The following is an 18,808-nucleotide window of genomic DNA, read 5'->3' as shown; positions in this document are numbered from 1 at the left end:
CTTAGGATGAAATTTTATAATAGAATACAGGAGTTAGAGGTTTTAGCCCGTACGTTGGAGCAATCTCTAAAGAGTTCGTGCTTTACGGTTATGGTCGGACGCCGCCGCATCGGTAAAACATCTCTTCTCCTCGAATCTGTAAAAGGTCAAAAATATTTATATTTATTTGTTTCCCGAAAAAGTGAGCCACTTCTTTGTGAACAGTTTCAAAAAGATGCAACAAGAGTTTTGGGTATACAGATATTCGGAAGTATTACCCAATTTAAAGACCTTTTTGAGCAATTACTTATTGTTGCCACAAAAGAACATTATACGCTGATAATTGATGAGTTTCAAGAATTTGATAATATAAATTCATCTATATTCAGTGATATCCAGAATCTTTGGGATCAGTATAAAGACAAGGCTAAAATCAATTTTATAGCTTCCGGCTCTATCTATTCAATGATGATGAAGATTTTTGAGAATAGGAAAGAACCTTTATTTGGCCGTCTTACATCAAAAATGATATTGAAACCATTTGCCGTAAGTGTCATCAAAGAGATATTAAATGATTATAACCCTAAATACACGGCAGAGGATCTTCTGTGCCTGTATATGCTTACCGGAGGAGTCCCTAAATATTTGGATTTATTAATGGAAGCTGGAGCGGTTACAAAAGATAAGATGCTGGATATGGTCACAAGCCCGAATTCACCCTTTCTTGGTGAAGGTAAAGATTTACTTGTCTCTGAGTTTGGAAAGGAGTATGGCACATACTTTTCCATTATGCAGTTAATAGCTTCAGGAAAGACTACCCAAAGTGAAATTGATTCTATTATCGAAAAAAATACAGGAGCCTATCTGGTAAATCTAGAGAAGGAGTATTCTCTTATTATAAGAAACAAACCGATGTTTTCGAAACCGGAGAGTCGCAAAAACCGTTGGAGTCTGAATGATAATTATCTTCGTTTTTGGTTTAGGTTTATTTTCCCGAACCAATCGTTAATTGAAATGGGAAAGTATGAACTGCTTCGCGAATATATTGATAAGAACTACGAGCAATACAGCGGATTGATCTTGGAGAAATATTTTCAGGCAAAAACGGTAGAGGAGGAGAGGGTTACTATGATTGGTAGCTATTGGGACAATAAAGGATTGAATGAAATTGATCTGATAGCACTGAATGATTTGGATAAGACAGCTATTATTGCCGAAGTAAAACGTAATCCGAAGAAAATTGATTTAAATCTTCTTCAGGCAAAGGTTGACTCTATAAAGAAAGAGTTGTCAAAATATAAAGTTGAGCTGAAAGGTCTTTCTCTGGAAGATATGTAGCTCAAGCAAAATGCAAGTATATTTGAAAATTGGATTTTGTATAGTTTGGATAAAATATTTATCCATTTCTCGGGCTAATATATAAATAAATTGTATCTTTGCTTTTAGTGTAACTCATTGCAAAACAGTGAATAAAAAGCGTGGGTTATTTGGTGGTTCAAAAAATATCGATGGTCTAACCAATTGATATACAATATACAGATTTGAGGGCAAAGTTCCCTCTCTCTCCGCGGAGATTAAAGCCAAAAGGCGATAAAAAAGAGATAAATCCTACAATATCAATAGATTGTAGGATTTTTTTATGTTTCTACTTTTCCACAAGAAGACATAAAATAGCCACTTTCAGACAAAGATTTGTCCCCAAAGTGTTCACCCTAAATCTAAATTCGTTCACCCTATATTTTGTCCGGTATTGGCACGATCTTGTTCGAATATGGAAGTGTGTAAATTCCTAATTATTAATAGTATAAATTGATTTTATCGATTAAAAACGAGGAGTTATGAAAGCAGCAAAAAGTACCTTTAAAATCATCTTTTATCTGAGAAAAGATAAAATGAAGAAAAATTCGTTCACCCCTATTTTCTGCAGGGTAACAATCTCAGGTGAATCCGTAAGTTTTAATATTCACACCGACATTCATGTTGATATGTGGGATGCTAGTGCCAGCCAAGCCGGTGGTAAAACAAGGGAAGCCATGAATATCAATCGTATTCTTGATTCTTGCAAGACAAGCCTCCATAACATGTACAGAGATATTTTTGAAAGAGATAATTTCGTATCTGCCGAAAAACTGAAAAATGCTTATCTGGGAATATCTACGGATAATACAATGTTACTGGAGTTGTTCAACAACCATAATAAAGATGTAGAATCCTTACTTGGTATTAATAAAACTAAAGCGACCTTGCAAAAATACAAAGTGACTTATACAAGACTTTCGGATTTTATGAGATATAAGTATAGCATTTCGGATATTAATGTCAAAGAGATTAAATATCAATTTATCGTAGATTTTGAAAATTATCTAAGAACTGAATGTAACTGTAACGCAAATACTACAGCGAAGTTCATTCAATTTTTCAAGCGGATAATAATTATTGCCCGTAATAATGGCTGGATGCAACATGATCCATTTGCTAATTACAAAATTCGTATAAAGAAAGTAGACAGAGGGTATTTAACAGAAGAAGAATTACAGAAAATAAAGCAGAAAGAATTAACAATCGATCGGTTAATCAAAGTACGCGATATCTTTATTTTTTCTTGCTACACGGGTCTTGCTTATGTTGATGCAAAGAATCTGACTTATGATAACATAAAGGAAGGAGTTGATGGTAATCTTTGGATTATAACAAAAAGAGAGAAAACAGATACTCCTGTTACAGTTCCTTTGATGAGTATTCCTTTGGAAATAATAGAGAAATATAGAGATAAGCAAGCTGACTGTAAAGTTTTACCTCTTCTAACGAATCAAAAGATGAATAGTTACCTGAAGGAAATTGCCGATTTGTGCGGAATCAAGAAGCAGCTTACGACACACGTAGCAAGACATAGGGAAAACTTTTATCAGCTATTAGTCAGTAGATTACGCGCTATTAGTTTCTCGATAGGTAACGATTTAGAAACCAACTTGGTTCTTAGATCCGCTTAATTTCCTCACGATTTTAAAGAGCAACTTATCTTTTGTAAAGATAAAAAATAAACCTTGTCTTACTCCAATTTCTATTAATTTCTTCTCTTTTATCTGCTGTTCCTATATTCAACGGGTGTCATTAAAAACTGACGTTTAAAAGCTTTACAAAAACTGCTTTGGTGTTCAAATCCAATTTGTAAAGCAATCTCCGAAACAGGCATTTGTGTATCCAATAAATATTGCTTTGCTTTCTCCATCCGGTATTCTGATAATACTCCATAGACCGTGTTATTGTATAATAATCTGAATCCTTGTTTAAGCTTAAATTCATTCGAGCCAATCATTGACGCCAAACGACAAATACTAGGTGGATTCTGATAGAGATTGTAAAGAATATTACGAGCTTCTATAATTTTCTCTTTTTCATGAAAATACAGCTTGTTAATCTCTCCGAGATCTTTACTTAAAGAAAGGTATAATATTTCGAGGATTTTAGATTCTAATAAAATTGAAAATAAAGGATCTTTAGAATCAGTATTAATAATCTCCTGAGTAAGCATTATTATACGAGGACTGCATAACAAATTATTATCAAACCTCTTATAAGTCTTTTTATTTTCAAAATCATTCAAAATTGAGTCAAACAACTGTGGAGTCTGATTAGATAATTTCGTTAAGTAATCATAAGAAAATACAATCGCAAACTGTCTTGTCTTCTCATTTCGATGGAAAAAAGATTGACTTATCATTTCACGCGAAGAATATAAATTCAAAGTGTTACCTTTCCAATGTTCTTTTCTATTATTAATTTGTGGATAGCAGTAATCGAAATCTCCTCCTAGATTAATATTTAAACTTAGAGGAATATTTTGTGGACCAGATGAGATTAGAGTTATATCTCTCTTGCTATTTGTTTCCGTATTAAATAACTTATATTGAGGTGTGGTAATACACTGATAATAAGATTTGAAAAGTTCACTTTCCAAAGAGTATTTTTCCAATACTAATTCTCCTGCACCTGATAATTCTTCTTTGTTATACAAATCAGTGCCAATAAATTGCATGCTTGAACTTGCAGAAAAAAAATCAGGCATAATAATCCGAATTGACTAAATTATAATCCGTTTAAGCTAAACTCCTTTTTGTGTACCGAAGTAGCTTTGCGGTTGTTTTATATCATACAAAAGTATAAAAGACCTAAATGTGCTAAAATCGCATTATATAATGATTTTAATTATTTTTTGTACCGATAAGTAGGTATGAAAATGACAGATATATTATGAAGTATAAAATATTCTTATTATTTGCTTTTTTTATAAAGATAACAATAATACAGGCCCAATCGGTTATTGGAGTGGTATACGATAAACAGAGTAAAGAACCTTTAGCGGGAGTCAATGTCACTATTAGCGCTTTAAACAAAACAACTCTCTCTAACTCTCAAGGACGCTTTGTTTTTTCAAATTTACAGGATGGAGAATATGAGATACAAGTATCTTATATTGGCATGCTTCAGGAAAACAGAGTTTTTAGTATAGAGAATCAGAAAACGACGAAACTGTCGATTTATTTGAGAAACGATCCAAAATTGTTAGATGAAGTAACTATAACGGCCAAAGGTGACCGCAGAGAAGTCCGTGAAGTGAAACGATCCGGGGTCCCCGTTACGGTAATTGATGGATCTTCTTTTGCTGGAAGAGGAACTTCTATTTCCGATGTATTGAATCATCAGCTTGGTGTTAAATTAAGAAGTACCGGAGGTGTCGGTGATCAGACAAAAATAAATGTAAGAGGCTTAGAAGGTAATCGGGTTCAAATATACATTAATGGAATACCACTAAATACACCCGATGGAAGTTTCTCTATTAACGATATCCCGCTCCAATTTATAGATAGAGTGGAAATTTACAAAGGAATTGTTCCTCCTGAATTTGGTGGAGACGGATTAGGTGGCGCAATAAATATTATAACTATTGACCCGGAAGGAGGATATCTGGATGCAGCTTATTCTTTTAAATCCTATGATATACAGGATGTCAGTATAACACTAAAACAATATCTGACTAAATCACAAATGTATTTAACACTATATGGGGCAGGGTTAAGTGCAAAAAATAACTACACTATGCTATCTCCATATGTTGATGGATTGAAAATAAAAAGAGACCATAATAAATACCAAAACTTTGCTTTAGCTTCGACTCTAAGTTTTGAAAACAGATATTTCGATGAGGCAGAAATAGAAGTATCAGTATATAAAACAAAAAAACAAATACAGGGTGTTGCTAATAATATACGATATGCAGAAACCGAAGTCACAACATTCGGAATTGCCCCCAAATTAGAAAAGAAAAAATTCCTAACTGAAAAATTAGACTTTAAATTATCAGGAATGGCTGCCTATTATATCTCTTGCCTGAGTGATACATCTACTTATTTATATGATTTTGCTGGAAATAAACTAGCAAATAGTGGACGGGGTGAAATAGGTACAGTTCCGAACCTTTCGGATGACAGAATTCAGGATTATCGTTACAATCTGAATTTCAAATATCATTTGTCCTCCCATATGTCTGTGAATTTGAATAATAATTTCAATTTGGTTCACACCGAATTCAGAGATACAATTGCAGACAGGTATATGAAAACAAATTTCACCAATGAAGCATCTACTCTAACCGGAATAATTACATCATTATCCGTTGAGAATAGATGGTTTACTGATAAGTTAACAACTGTTCTGACAGGGCGTAATTACAATTATCATTTATCCGGAAAAATGGTAAACACATTCTATGGGACAACAAAAGAACCGGAAGAGTTAAATCGGAATGACATGTACTGGGGATACAGCCTTGCTCTCAAATATGATTTTGCGCGAAATTGGCTTGTTAAAGCAGCATATGAACATAATTACAGACTCCCGAAGAAGGATGAGGTTTTAGGAGACAGGGCATCTGTTATATCAAATTCGAAGATAGAACCGGAACAAGCTGACAACTATAATATCGGAATAATGTTTGATCGTTATTATTCAAGCAATAGCCGTTTACAGGTGGAAGCGAACTCTTTCTTGATAGATGTGCAAAATATGATCCAATTGCGTACTAATGCAGGTTATTACGGACATTATAATGTTGGAAAAGCTCAACTCTATGGTTTGGAAGCTGAAATAAAATGGGATATAAACGCAAATTGGTATATATCTTCCAATATTACCTGGCAAAAATCAATCAATAAGACAAAATATATTGGAGGTACCAATAGTCCCGATGCCAGCTATAATTTACAGATGCCGCATATCCCTATTCTATATACTAACTGGATGTTGGATTATCGAAAAAATAATATGTTTGGAGGTAAAGCTCAATATTCAAGATTCTACTATGAAGGATCATTTACCGATAAGTATTACTATGGTTACAGACTGAGTTCGAACCAAAATTATAATATTCCGACAACATTAATACATACTCTTGGAATGGAATATGCTGTTATGAACAGACGTTTGTCTTTTGGCCTTGAATGTGATAATATATTAGATAATGAGCGACAGACGAATTTTAATTATCCACTTCCCGGGCGTACATTCCAGATTAAAATAAGATGGACCAGTTTAAAACTTTAATTGTAAATATATTAATAATATGATGAACAAATTTAATTTATTCGTGCTATCATTGACATGCATTGCTTTTCTTTCTTGCTCTAATGATGACGATACCCCAGGACAAGAATCCGGAGGTAAAGCAAAAATAGTAATCTCGACTAAAGTAGATGCAGGCAGCACTGCTTTCATTGTTCCGGTAAAAGACCTGCACGTTGGAACTGTCGGATTTAATAATGGACATGAAGTGTATGACGGAGCATATATCGAATCTTTTGGGGATTGGGTCTTTTACAATCCGACACACTACAATGCTACTATAAAAAAATACATTCGTTTAGAAAACGGCCTGCTATCTGAGAATGGTAGTCTTACACTATCCAGTAATGCAAACGCAAATATTGGGCATATACTGGTTGTGAGTGAGACTAAAGCTTATGCTTCGGTTGTGATGGATAACAAAATCGTTATTTTTAATCCCTCTACGATGGCTAAAACCGGAGAAATAAACTTACAGGATGAAAGATGGGGTGTAAATGGCAGTTCCACACCTAATCCACTAGGAATGATCCTAAGAGATGATATATTATTTGTCGGATGTATGGAACTGACATCAATGCCTATAACAAAAGATGGAGCCTATGTGTTGGCAATAGATGCAAAGACAGATACTCCCATCAAGCTTTTGTCTGACCAGCGAGGATCATCAACCAGTTATTTCGGTGGAGGCATGTTTATTGATGAAAAAGGAGATATCTATGTTACTTGTTGGGCTTCTATGGGGTATGGAGGTGAAAAGCAAAAATCTGGTTTTCTGAGAATAAAGAAAGGAGAAACTGAATTTGACAAAGATTATTTCTTCAATATAACAGATCAAACGGTTGCCGGAGTCGAAGGAGGAAAATTCAGCCACTCCTCATTTAATCATTACTATAAGAACGGAGAAGTATATTTATTCGGAACTTGTCCAGCATTGGTTAGCAATCCGCCAGATTATTTAAATGATAAAAATATCTATGCTGTAAAAGCAAATCTTTATGATCAAACAATGGAAATTCTAGATCTCCCTCTGACAAATAACTATTCAGGAGTAATTACAGAGATTGATAACAAGATATTGTTTGGATTAACTACTAAATCAAATGGCGTAGGATTGTTCTCGTACGATCCTGTAGCTAAGGAATCCAGTAAATCACCGGTCTTAAGTACAGGTGGGACTGTTTTAGATATTTGTGTGTTTGAGAAATAATAAACGCTAAAATAGAACCTGATATGCTTCATAGATAAGAATCATCCATGAAGGTTTTATACAATGCTTTGTAAACGCAGAACTACAGGATTCAGGTTTTATACTTGAATCCTGTTTTCTAATTTATTAAAAAACTGATTTAATATTAGGCTCTACTTCTTCTCTATCTCGGTAATAGCCAGATTTTCTAGTAAAAAAAGAAATCGTCATTAATTAAGATCGAACAAATAAAGAGTTCTGAAATTACGAAAGCTCTAGAAGCTACCCATATACTAGTTAAAGCATTCAATTAATTAAAAGCGGTTATCTTATCATATTATCAAAAACAATATTTGCCAATAGACTTATGTTAAGGTTTTTATTATTTTTGTAAAAAGAATAACTATGAATGCAGAACAAATATTAAAAGAGCATGGTGTCAAGAAAACGGTTTGTCGTAAATGTATTATCGATAAACTGATAGAAAGCGACGATACAGCTTTAACTGAAAATGAAATTAAAGATGCATTTTTAGATTTATTTGATCGTGTTACTTTTTATCGCTCTCTTAAAACATTAGAAGAAGCTAAAGTGATACATCGTATTGTTCTGAATAACACAACTGTAAAATATGCCTTAAGCAGCCAGTTGGTTTTATCAAGGATACATCCGCATTTTCATTGTACTCGTTGTGATAAAGTTACTTGCTTAGACTCTTCTCTATTAGATAGAAACCTACATTTACCATCAGGATATCATGTCGAATCGGCTCAAATCTTGCTTGAGGGTATATGCCCTGATTGTCTAAAAAAATAAAACCGAATACAATTTAATATATTCGGTTTTTAAATACAAATGGTTTCAATTCCGATCCTTTATCTTTAAGCTTATCGCTTTTAATTGTTGCCATCCGGCCTTATCTGTCAGCCGAACCATAAAATGATAATCTCCGGTATCTATATCCGAGGGTATTGAAATCTCATTATTGGCTTGATAAGTATTTTGACCCGAAGGAATCGTAAAATCCTGATTATAAACAAAAGCTTTTACAGGAATTTTCTTTGGCTCCAGATCGCACTCCACATCATCTGTACTGTGCGAATGATGATCGAAATTATTATGTATTTCGATATTATAGTTTCCCAATTCCTGATTATCAGCAAATACCGCTCTGAAAGGAAAACTTTCGCCCCGATACAAAATAATGCAGTTCTGAGGAAAAGCATTGCTGCCACTCATATCGATGGAAGGCTTTTCCATATCCTGACTATCATCATCGTCGTTGCTACACCCCATAACAAAAAGGCAAACAAGACAGTATAAAATGATTTTTCTATTTATCATATTCTTTATTTTTAGCGAATAGTCCTTTTTCAAAAACTATCTGCTATTGATATTTAATAATTTATTATGCTCCAGTAATAGTCAATTTCTCTTTTATGGTTTTATTGGCTCCTTTCGCATCATTTGTTCTTATTTCAATTACATATTCTCCAGCTACAGCACCGGTTGCGTTTAAATGCTTATGGAAAGTGTACTCTTTTACGTTACCAGCTGAAAATTCATCAGAATATGTCTCATTGAAGACATAGATTGTCGGAGTTGCGGCTTTATAAATGCGGACACGAATAGAGGTCAAAGGATCTGCAGCATTTACCTTAAACTCAGTATGGATGTTCGATGCTACCGCTGAATTATTACTTCCTATTTCTAAACCGGATATAGCAATTCCTGTCTCTTTAATTTCTATATCCATTGATTTTTCAAGAGATTTGCCATTTTTATCATATACTTTGAAGTGCAGATGATAATCTCCTGCCGGAGCATTTTCCGGGATTGAAAGATGTTTGTGGAAATCGATTAATTCGGTTTCACCTGCATAAGTATAAGTTGTATCCAGTTCAAAAGCAGCAGTTTCTCCCTCGCTGTGAATTTCTACAAATATCTTGTCAATTCCATTTTCAGCTTTAATAGATGTTGCTTCTACAACAGGGGCAGTACCTATATATCCGATCTTATTATCAGCGAAATCATGCCCTGCGCCAAAAGTTAAACTTTCAATCGTAATATTCACTGGTGCAGCTTCGATAGTCAGTTCCGACTCCACCGTTGTAGTTTGTCCGAATTGATCTGTAACCGTAAAATGCAGATGATAATCTCCCGCGGGAGCATCAGCCGGAATATCGATATGTTCATGGAAATCGGCATTCTTTACCCCGATATATTTCCCGTCTTTGTATGATTCTTCAATTTTAAAGTTACCTCCACTTTCCTGATGAATTTCAACATCAATTTGCTTTATCATCCCATCAGCAACAATGCTGCCTTCGAGATGCAGATCGCTTCCGGCAACTCCGATCTTGCTGTTTTCACTACCAACTTCAGTCAGGTTTATAACCGGTTTTGCAGGATTATCATCATCGTCATCACTACTACATGATGAAAAGATGAATAATGACATACTTAGAAAAAGGATTGTTCCCCATAGAAATTTTTGTTTCATAACATTTAATTAATTAAGTAGGCTATATATGCCCGGTTAGAAAATAAATAAGATTTAGTGTATTCATTTAAAAATTATATCCGATCATAACCGATACATTCCGTCCCGGTTCGGGAACATCTATCAGCCTGTAATAACTTGTGTGATCGTAATACTTCTTATTCAATAGATTTTGTCCTTGCATGCGTATTTTTATTTGGTTTTGATTTATTTGCCAGCTACGCCCCAATGATATATTCAGGGATTGATAGCCATCTGTTTGGTTTTCGGGCGGTACAATTCTATCCTGAGCTCCTACTATTTTATACTCTAGCTGAATATCGCCATCCGTCCCGAATATTTTATTTTTTGGATGATAAGCAATCGTAAAATTGGAAGACCAAGGCGGAGAGAATGGAAGGGTATAACCTTTCTTATCTCCTGAGAGCTGCTCTGCATACAAATATTCACCTTGTGATCCTAATGTGATCTGTTGGGTTAGTTTATATTCCAGGCTGGCTTCACATCCGTATCTTACGACTTTTGCCTGTGTATAATAATACATCTGTAAGCCTTCGTAATAAGCCGATGTCGGGTTCAGGTAGATATAGTTGGGGAAGTAATTCAGATAAGGTTCTACCTGAATATCCAGAACATCATTCTTCCAATTGATACCCAGATCTATCTGATAAGACTCCTCCGCATTCAGGTTCTTATCTCCTTTTTCGTAACGAAATATGTGATAGTTCACCCCATCAGATCCCAGCTCTTTGGGGGTCGGAGCACGGAAACTTTTACCTACGTTGGCTTTAAGCATCCAACTGTCTTTGTTATAATTAATACCTGCTGACCATGTGAAACTATTGAAAGCTCTTTTCAAGTTTGATGCCCGTTCTTTGTATACCCAATCTCCATTTTCCACAGGCGTCTGATACCAATCGCGATAACTGTCTATGTGAATATCTGTCTGATCGGCACGTACACCCGCGCTGACAATTAAATCTTCGGAAATAAAGTAGCGATCATAGAGAAAAGCTCCTATGCTAGTTGTCCGAAAATCAGGTATAATAAAACCCCATCCGCCTCTCGAGTTATGCTGGTGCTCAATATTAATTCCTCCTTGCAGAGAGTGTTTATCCTTTAATGGCAGCTTGAAGGAGATATTGGACGTGTATGTATTCTTATTAAATTTACGCTCTAAGGCGTCGGGCGGGATAGGCATATATCCATGCGAAACAGGTTCTGATAGTTCTTTTCTCAAATTGTTTTGGTAAGCGAAATTTCCTTCAAGATGCAATGTCCCGAGTTGTAAATGGGAGTTATTGATAACCTTAAAATGATTCACCGAATGATAGGGCAAATCAATATCCCGAGAGGATTTGTCATAATCTATATCGGACATACGCACTTCTAGTCCATGCGCATCAGCAAAGAAACCACTCTTCGAATATACATCGGATATCAAAAAGTTACTTCTAAAATTTTTATCGATGTATCCGAGTGTAATTCCGGCATTTCTATCTTTTCCGGCAGTATTTCGGAGTCGCCTGTCCTTTAATTTTATATAATAAGAATAATACTGTATGCTATCAGTGGGAACTTTGTAATCTCCATAATCCACATAGGTGGCATTTACTTTATAATAGAACCGATTCTTTCGTCCTGCTATCTGACCGGAAAAACCAAGTGATTCATTATTGCTTCTGCCATAGAGATTTATATTTCCTTCGATTTTAGCTGAAGGAACATAATTATTGCGTAAACTGATTACTCCACCGATGGCATCGCCTCCGTATAATAGAGAACCCGGGCCTTTTAATATTTCAATATTATCTACCGAAAACTGATCTATTTCCAGTCCGTGATCTTCACCCCATTGTTGTCCCTCGTGCTTGATTCCATTCTCGGTAACCATCATCCTGTTGAAACCAAGTCCTCTGATAGCCGGTTTGGATTGCCCCGAACCGATAGTCATTGCCCTAACACCCGGTATTTTCTCCAGGCTTTGCATCAGGCTTCCCGAGAAATTATCTTCGATATATGATTTATCAACCTGAACGAGATTCTGAGCTGATTTCATTTGAAGATTTCTCTTATTATTTCCGCTGACAATGACTTCTTCCAACTCTATATTATTCTTTCTGAGAATAAAGTCTCGACGTATATTATTCCTTACGCTTAATTGTGTTGACTGAGGAAAATATCCCAACGCATCAATGTGGAGCATTATAGTCCCCGAAGTTGAAAGAGTTAGTTCAAAAAAGCCATTCCGGTCAGTACGTGTCGCATTATTATTTCCTGTCACAGAAACAGATACTGCCTCTATCGGCATCTTATCTTCATTCATCACAAACCCGCTGATTTTGAATGAAGATTGAGCTGATAGATTGAAACAGTATAAAACCAGTGTCAGTAGTGTATAAGTAAATTTCATTAAATATTTTTTATAAAAAGTCCCAGTTATTATCTGTCAATAGTTCATTCTGATAGGCATTGTATTCAATGTCCGTACAGAGACAGTATTCCATTTCTTGTCTGATCTTTTTCTCATCCATATCCTGTCCGATAAATACTATTTCATTCATACGGTCACCCCATGCCTTATCCCAACGTCCCATAATATATTCCTCATTCGCCTGAAACGAAGGATGCTGATTTCGTTCTTTTGTTGGAAAAGAAGCCCACCAAGAACCGATACGTTCCACCACGATAGAACCTCCGGCCTGACTCAGTAATAATGCCTCATTCTTACGGCTTGCCAGCCAGAAGAATCCTTTGCTGCGGACAATGCCTGCATCCCAGTTTTTGCTTAAATATTCCTTGAATCTTTTGGGATGTAGGGGGCGATGCTCACGAAACACAAATGAGCCGATGCCGTATTCATCTGTTTCGGGAGTATGTTTATTCTGAAGTTCTTTCTGCCAACCCGAACTTTGAGCAGCCTCAGTAAAATCAAATAAATGAGTATTTAGTATTTCTTTCGGATCAATCTTACCATGATTAGCTTGAATAATCTTTGCATCCGGATTTAGTTTTCGGATAATACGTTTCATTTCTTCCTGTTGATGTGCCGATATCAGGTCTACTTTATTCAGAACAATGACATTAGCAAATTCAATCTGTTCCACAAGGAGGTCTACAATGGAACGTTCGCTGATCGTATTATCAGGATCCCTGTCTGTTAATGTTTCAGACGATCCGAAATCATTATAAAAATTGAATCCATCAACAACGGTTACCATTGTATCCAGACGTGAAATTTTAGTCAGATCAACGCCCAGATCTTCGAAAGCGTAACTGAATGACTGGGCTATCGGCATAGGTTCAGCTATACCCGTTCCTTCTATCAGCAGATAGTCGAAATTTCCGTTCTCAACTAAGCGGGTTACTTCCTTTACAAGATCATCGCGCAGAGTACAACATATACAGCCGTTACTGAGCTGTACCAGCTTTTCCTCTGTGCGGGAAAGTGCCGAACCTTTTTCCACTAACTGTGCATCTATATTGACTTCGCTCATGTCATTGACTATTACAGCGACTTTCATATTCTCGCGGTTATTGAGAATATGATTTAATATGGTTGTCTTTCCGGCTCCTAAAAAGCCACTTAAGACTGTTACTGGTATCTTATTCATTATTTTTTTAGTTTATTATTCTGCTCTTAATTTGTATATATTTTCTTCTATTTCCAGATTATCCAGATTACGACCGATAAATACGAGCTTGCAATAACGTTCTTCATCCGGCTTCCATAAATCACCCCTGTCAAAGACATAATTATCTTTTATCGCATGCAGAATACATTTTTCGGGTACATCTTTGAAACTGAGAATCCCTTTTACACGGTATGGCCGATATTTCGCAAAAAAGAGGATCGTCTCGAACCAGAAGCGGAAACGCTCAAAGTCCAGATCTCCGGGAATGGAGATTCCGATTGATTTGATATCATGCTTCAGATTATTATTACCTAGAAAGGCCAGATTTTTAAAAGTCGAAACTGATTGTTCTATTTTTCTACCTGAATATTGATGGGTATCTAAAATTTCTAATTGTGAAATATCTGCCTGTGAAGTCGGATATATCGTTGCCAGTTGGTTAAAATCCTGTATTTTACTTATTAGCTCATCGCAGTAACCTTGCCTTACCAAATCTATTTTGTTCAGCAGGATAATATCGGAGATAGTCAATTGTTTACGGGCTTCCGGTTCTGAATTTATCAGATCTTCAATATTGACGGCATCCGCCAGACAGATAACTGAATCAATAGTAAAACGTTCAATGATCTCATAATCGGAAAGGAAAGCATTTACGATCGATGTAGGATCGGCTATGCCCGTTGTTTCAATCAATAAATGGTTGAAATCATAGCCTCCTGTTTGTAACTTATTGATCAGTTCATAAAAATCGGCGTTCAACGAACAGCAGATGCATCCGTTGGACAGTTCGAATATGTTTTCATCAGCTCCGATAATAAAACTCCCATCCAAGCCAATTTCGCCAAATTCATTTTCGATAATAGCAAATTTTTTATCAGGGTGCTTCTTTATCAGGTTATTGATAAGAGTAGTCTTTCCGGCTCCGAGGAAACCGGTTATTATTGTCACGGATATCTTGCCCTTCATTGTTTGATTAGATAATTCGTTTTATAATAATGATTTTTGCATAGATTTGAACTTCATCCAGATAAGGGCATTGACACAAGCTACCACACAGATATTAATTGCTCCCAGATACAATATCTCCATATTAAATCCGGACTTATATATAATGGGTATCCAATAACTGGGTATACTCCAGACTGAGGCCATGCAAATAGGGCATTGAAGAATAGGTTTCCGCAGGTATTTATTGAGCCGGTATTGCTCGTCCATTCTGTAAAACCGAAGCAATCCTTCTTCTATTTCCATCTTTACCCTGTTGTCAATATGATAGAGTGCATCTTCTATTTTATTGACATATATCCCCAAAGACTGTCCTCTCTTTATTATTTTCAATCGACCACCTCCTTCAATCATATCCAAATCGGGTAGCGCCATCCGAATCTGATCTATGAGACTCGTAAACTGAGAACCATCATAGTATACTTTTTCCTGTTTTGTTCGGCTCAGGTATTTTAAAACCGGATATAATATCATCCCCATACGATCCCTTTGTTTTCCGTTGGGTAGAATTTCGGTGCTGTCATCGCCAGCGATTCGCACACCAACAATAAACAGCGATTGTAGTAATACATAGCCTAATGCGGCTAGTATTCCATAAAATAGATTGCTTACTTCCATCTTCTTTTTATTTATTATCTAAATGCTTTGCTAATACAGAAACCAGTTCAGGTTCAGATATCATACCTGAATTTCTCCAAATCTCAGTTTCTCCTCTAAGCAGTGTCAATGCAGGTATAGAGCGAACTCCAAACTGTAGGGCTAGACCCGGATGGGAATCTATATCTATTCTTTGAATATTCAGGTTCTCATTTTTCTTCTCTATTGAGGCAGTAGTGGTCTCGAATGTGCGGCACGGAGCACACCAGTTTGCATAGAATTCAATTAATTTATATTCTTCTTTGATCTCTTTCATTATTAAACCTTTTATATTTTGATGTTAGATTACAAAAACCATTATTGTTCTTCATCTGAATTATTACATGCTTTGCAAATTCCGGTTATAGTTATACTGCATGTCTTTTCCGTATATCCTTGCGGAACAACAGGAATCTGGGCTTCTATCTCCACGTCTGTCAGTTTTTTACACTCGGTACAATAAAACCGGACTGCTGTTTCACTGCTATGATTCTCATGACAGAAGGTGTATTTGATTATTTTACCTTGAGTGATCATACCCTGAATAATTTTCGTATCCAACAAACTTTTAATTGAGCGATAGAATGTTACCCTGTCAATTTCATGTATTCTTTTTTTTATATCGGATTCACTCAAAGGATCCTCACTGCCTATAATCGTATTCAAGATGGCAATACGGGCAGATGTTCCTTTTAAATTATTCCTGTGTAATATTTCTTTGACAGATTCCATAATGATGTATTTTAAATCTGAAACGAACCAATAATGCAAATGTAATATAAATTCATTTGCAACACAGTTGCATGTATGGAAAAATAATTACATTTGTTGAAAATTTTATTGGTTATGGAAAAAAACTTAATAACAAATAGTGTTCAATATTCTTATAATAAGAACGATACGTTCGTGTTTCCGGATATTGTGTGTGAAAAAGGAGAACATTTGCTTATTACCGGAGCTTCGGGTTGTGGGAAAACAACATTACTTCACCTGATTGCAGGTCTGGTTACACCCAAAAGGGGGAGTATTTTGATAAAAGGAAATGACATTGCTCAATTAAGAGGTACCAAGTTGGATAAATACAGAAGACGGGAAATCGGAATTGTTTTTCAAACGCCTCAATTTATAAAATCGTTAACAGCAGAGGAAAATCTAAAGATGGCAGTATCCCTTAATAACTTGTCAGTAGATAATATATATATGGATAGCCTTTTTGAGACTTTAAATATAGTGCATTGTCGGAATCGTAAAACAAATGAGATGAGTCAGGGAGAATTACAACGCCTGTCTATAGCACGGGCTGTTATAAATAAACCCTCTCTAATCCTCGCAGATGAACCGACATCCAGCCTTGATGATAAAAATTGTAGAGAAGCTGTAAAGCTGCTTCGCTACCAAGCTGAAAAACTTCAGGCGGGGTTGGTAATCGTCACACATGACAACAGGCTTATTCAGGCTTTCTCAAAAATCGTTCATTTAGAATCTTGAAAAACTGACATGAATATTATACAATTCAACTTCAAACAAATAAAGAGCCGTCCGTTATCCTCGGTTTTGAATATAATTCTTTTTGCAACCGGAGTAACCATTATCTCTTTGGTTTTCCTCCTTAAAGACTCTTTTGAAAACCAGATGGATAAAAATGCCGGAGGAATAGATCTGGTTGTAGGAGCTAAAGGCAGCCCTTTACAACTTATATTATCAGGAATTTACCATGTTGACTATCCAACCGGAAATATAGATTATAATGAGGCAATAGAACTGAGTAAGAACCCTTTGATTAAACAAGCTATTCCTCTTGCTCTTGGAGATAACTTTAACGGATTCCGCATAGTTGGAACCAATAAGGCATACCCCACTATTTATAATGGACAAATACAAGCGGGAAGCTTATGGCTAAAAGACTTTGAGGTAACGATAGGTTCGAAAGTTGCTTCAAAAACAGGTTTAGCAATAGGCCGGCAATTTGCAGGAGTACACGGTCTATCGGCAGAGTCGGATGATGTACATGAGAGTACTCCTTATACAGTAACAGGCATCTTTAAAGAAACAGGGACGGTGCTCGACCAATTGATCTTAACCAATATTGAGAGTGTATGGAAAATACATGATAGCCATGAGCATCATCACGAGCATAGCGAGGCAGAACAGGATCATGAGCATAATACAGATGGAGGACATGATCATGAGCACGATGCAGATTGTGATCACAGCCATGAGAAGCATGAACACGAGAAAGGAGAAAACCACAAAGAAATAACAACGTTGTTAATCCAGTATCAAAGTCCTATGGGTGCTATCACCTTGCCACGGCTGATCAATAAATCGACAAATATGCAGGCGGCATCCCCGGTGCAGGAAATAAATCGCCTGTACTCCTTGTTGGGCCTTGGAATAGAAGCCTTGACCTACATAAGTGGATTTATAATCCTAATCTCAGCCTTGAGTATATTTATCTCTCTTCTGAACTCCTTAAAAGAAAGAAAATATGAGTTGGCTTTAATACGCGTTATGGGAGGAAGTCGATTTCGATTGTTTGCTATCGTTATTCTGGAAGGGATAAGTTTTGCGATTATCGGATATATAGTAGGATTTGTGACCAGCCGTTTGGCAATGTTCTTACTATCTTCTTATACTGATAATAACTTTAATTACACATTGCAAAAATGGGCAACATTAACGGATCTTTCGCTATTGATTGCTTCTATAATTATTGGTGCGGCAGCCGCAGTTATTCCTGCTGTTAAAGCAATGAAAACAAATATATCAAAAACACTTAGTCAATGAAAAAAGTATTTCTTTCTATAATCTTCATTTGTTGTCTTTGTTCGCTAAAAGCACAAAAACCGATTGCCTGGCAGGCATTAAATGACATATATTGGAAACGTGAGTATGTAAAAGCATTAAAGCAATATTACGATGTAGCTCACTTTGGTACCAGTATTGAAGCTCTAAATAATAAGCCGATATCAATCAAAGGCTTTTATGTACCTATTGATATGGAAGGTAAAATATTTGCCCTTTCTAAATCTCCGTCAACGATGTGCTTTTTCTGTGGCACAGGAGGTATTGAGACGGTTATGGAAATTTTTGTAAAAAAAGGACATAAAGAGCTCAAACGAGTTAAGACAGATAAATTTATCGAAATAAAAGGCATTTTACGACTAAACAGAAATGATCCTTACCATTTGATGTATATGCTATATGATGCAGAACTGGTACGGGTTATCAAATAAATTAAAA

The 18,808-nt window shown here is 35.8% G+C and carries 17 protein-coding genes; 8 read left to right on the top strand and 9 right to left on the bottom strand.

Annotated elements, in window-relative coordinates:
- Positions 1-6: 6 nt before the first annotated feature.
- On the top strand, positions 7-1,317 hold the full coding sequence (locus BGC7_RS01730; RefSeq protein WP_050699836.1) for an ATP-binding protein: 1,311 nt from the start codon (positions 7-9) through the stop codon (positions 1,315-1,317).
- Between the two features lie 500 nt (positions 1,318-1,817).
- The gene (locus BGC7_RS01725) at positions 1,818-2,969 is read left to right on the top strand and encodes a site-specific integrase (protein WP_050699835.1); all 1,152 of its coding nucleotides are present in this window, start codon (positions 1,818-1,820) and stop codon (positions 2,967-2,969) included.
- A gap of 89 nt (positions 2,970-3,058) precedes the next feature.
- On the opposite strand, the gene BGC7_RS01720 is transcribed toward BGC7_RS01725, so the two are convergent.
- Complete coding sequence (locus tag BGC7_RS01720; RefSeq protein ID WP_082206420.1) at positions 3,059-4,045, bottom strand: helix-turn-helix domain-containing protein; 987 nt, start codon at positions 4,043-4,045, stop codon at positions 3,059-3,061.
- 185 nt (positions 4,046-4,230) lie between these two features.
- Here BGC7_RS01720 and BGC7_RS01715 point away from each other — a divergent pair, with 185 nt between their 5' ends.
- The 3 genes from BGC7_RS01715 to BGC7_RS01705 all read left to right on the top strand — a co-directional run bounded on the left by BGC7_RS01715 (position 4,231) and on the right by BGC7_RS01705 (position 8,602).
- Complete coding sequence (locus tag BGC7_RS01715) at positions 4,231-6,579, top strand: TonB-dependent receptor (protein WP_050699833.1); 2,349 nt, start codon at positions 4,231-4,233, stop codon at positions 6,577-6,579.
- A 19-nt stretch (positions 6,580-6,598) separates the two neighbouring features.
- On the top strand, positions 6,599-7,807 hold the full coding sequence (locus BGC7_RS01710) for a hypothetical protein (RefSeq protein ID WP_050699832.1): 1,209 nt from the start codon (positions 6,599-6,601) through the stop codon (positions 7,805-7,807).
- A gap of 384 nt (positions 7,808-8,191) precedes the next feature.
- Positions 8,192-8,602: a Fur family transcriptional regulator gene (locus BGC7_RS01705; RefSeq protein ID WP_050699831.1), complete on the top strand. Its 411-nt coding sequence runs from the start codon at positions 8,192-8,194 to the stop codon at positions 8,600-8,602.
- 45 nt (positions 8,603-8,647) lie between these two features.
- Here BGC7_RS01705 and BGC7_RS01700 read toward each other — a convergent pair whose 3' ends face one another.
- From BGC7_RS01700 to BGC7_RS01665, 8 genes are all read right to left on the bottom strand, one after another.
- Positions 8,648-9,130 carry a DUF4625 domain-containing protein gene (locus BGC7_RS01700; protein ID WP_050699830.1) on the bottom strand — a complete coding sequence of 161 codons (483 nt, stop codon included), beginning with the start codon at positions 9,128-9,130 and terminating at the stop codon, positions 8,648-8,650.
- A 64-nt stretch (positions 9,131-9,194) separates the two neighbouring features.
- Positions 9,195-10,289, bottom strand: coding sequence for a DUF4625 domain-containing protein (locus tag BGC7_RS01695; protein WP_050699829.1), 1,095 nt, complete (start codon positions 10,287-10,289; stop codon positions 9,195-9,197).
- 67 nt (positions 10,290-10,356) lie between these two features.
- A complete protein-coding gene (locus BGC7_RS01690) occupies positions 10,357-12,702 on the bottom strand; it encodes a TonB-dependent receptor (protein WP_082206418.1) in 2,346 nt (781 codons plus the stop codon).
- A gap of 10 nt (positions 12,703-12,712) precedes the next feature.
- Positions 12,713-13,903, bottom strand: a complete 1,191-nt coding sequence (locus tag BGC7_RS01685; protein WP_050699828.1) for a GTP-binding protein — start codon at positions 13,901-13,903, stop codon at positions 12,713-12,715.
- A gap of 15 nt (positions 13,904-13,918) precedes the next feature.
- Positions 13,919-14,890 (bottom strand): CobW family GTP-binding protein, encoded by a 972-nt coding sequence (locus BGC7_RS01680; protein ID WP_050699827.1) that lies wholly within the window; start codon positions 14,888-14,890, stop codon positions 13,919-13,921.
- Between the two features lie 21 nt (positions 14,891-14,911).
- Positions 14,912-15,547, bottom strand: coding sequence for a hypothetical protein (locus BGC7_RS01675; RefSeq protein WP_050699826.1), 636 nt, complete (start codon positions 15,545-15,547; stop codon positions 14,912-14,914).
- A 7-nt stretch (positions 15,548-15,554) separates the two neighbouring features.
- Positions 15,555-15,842, bottom strand: a complete 288-nt coding sequence (locus tag BGC7_RS01670; protein WP_050699825.1) for a thioredoxin family protein — start codon at positions 15,840-15,842, stop codon at positions 15,555-15,557.
- 41 nt (positions 15,843-15,883) lie between these two features.
- The gene (locus BGC7_RS01665; protein ID WP_050699824.1) at positions 15,884-16,297 is read right to left on the bottom strand and encodes a Fur family transcriptional regulator; all 414 of its coding nucleotides are present in this window, start codon (positions 16,295-16,297) and stop codon (positions 15,884-15,886) included.
- A 114-nt stretch (positions 16,298-16,411) separates the two neighbouring features.
- On the opposite strand from BGC7_RS01665, the gene BGC7_RS01660 reads away from it, so the two are divergent.
- Genes BGC7_RS01660 through BGC7_RS01650 form a run of 3 tightly spaced genes read left to right on the top strand, consistent with a single transcriptional unit; the run spans position 16,412 to position 18,801 of the window.
- Positions 16,412-17,053: an ABC transporter ATP-binding protein gene (locus BGC7_RS01660; protein WP_050699823.1), complete on the top strand. Its 642-nt coding sequence runs from the start codon at positions 16,412-16,414 to the stop codon at positions 17,051-17,053.
- 9 nt (positions 17,054-17,062) lie between these two features.
- A complete protein-coding gene (locus BGC7_RS01655; RefSeq protein ID WP_050699822.1) occupies positions 17,063-18,352 on the top strand; it encodes an ABC transporter permease in 1,290 nt (429 codons plus the stop codon).
- On the top strand, positions 18,349-18,801 hold the full coding sequence (locus BGC7_RS01650; protein WP_050699821.1) for a hypothetical protein: 453 nt from the start codon (positions 18,349-18,351) through the stop codon (positions 18,799-18,801). Before BGC7_RS01655 ends, BGC7_RS01650 begins: the two co-directional genes overlap by 4 nt.
- Positions 18,802-18,808: the final 7 nt, after the last annotated feature.

It is taken from the genome of Dysgonomonas sp. BGC7, from assembly GCF_001261735.1.
Classification (GTDB): Bacteria; Bacteroidota; Bacteroidia; order Bacteroidales; family Dysgonomonadaceae; genus Dysgonomonas.
The sequence above is the reverse complement of the archived record's forward strand: the minus strand, read 5'-3'. Positions and strand labels throughout refer to the sequence as shown.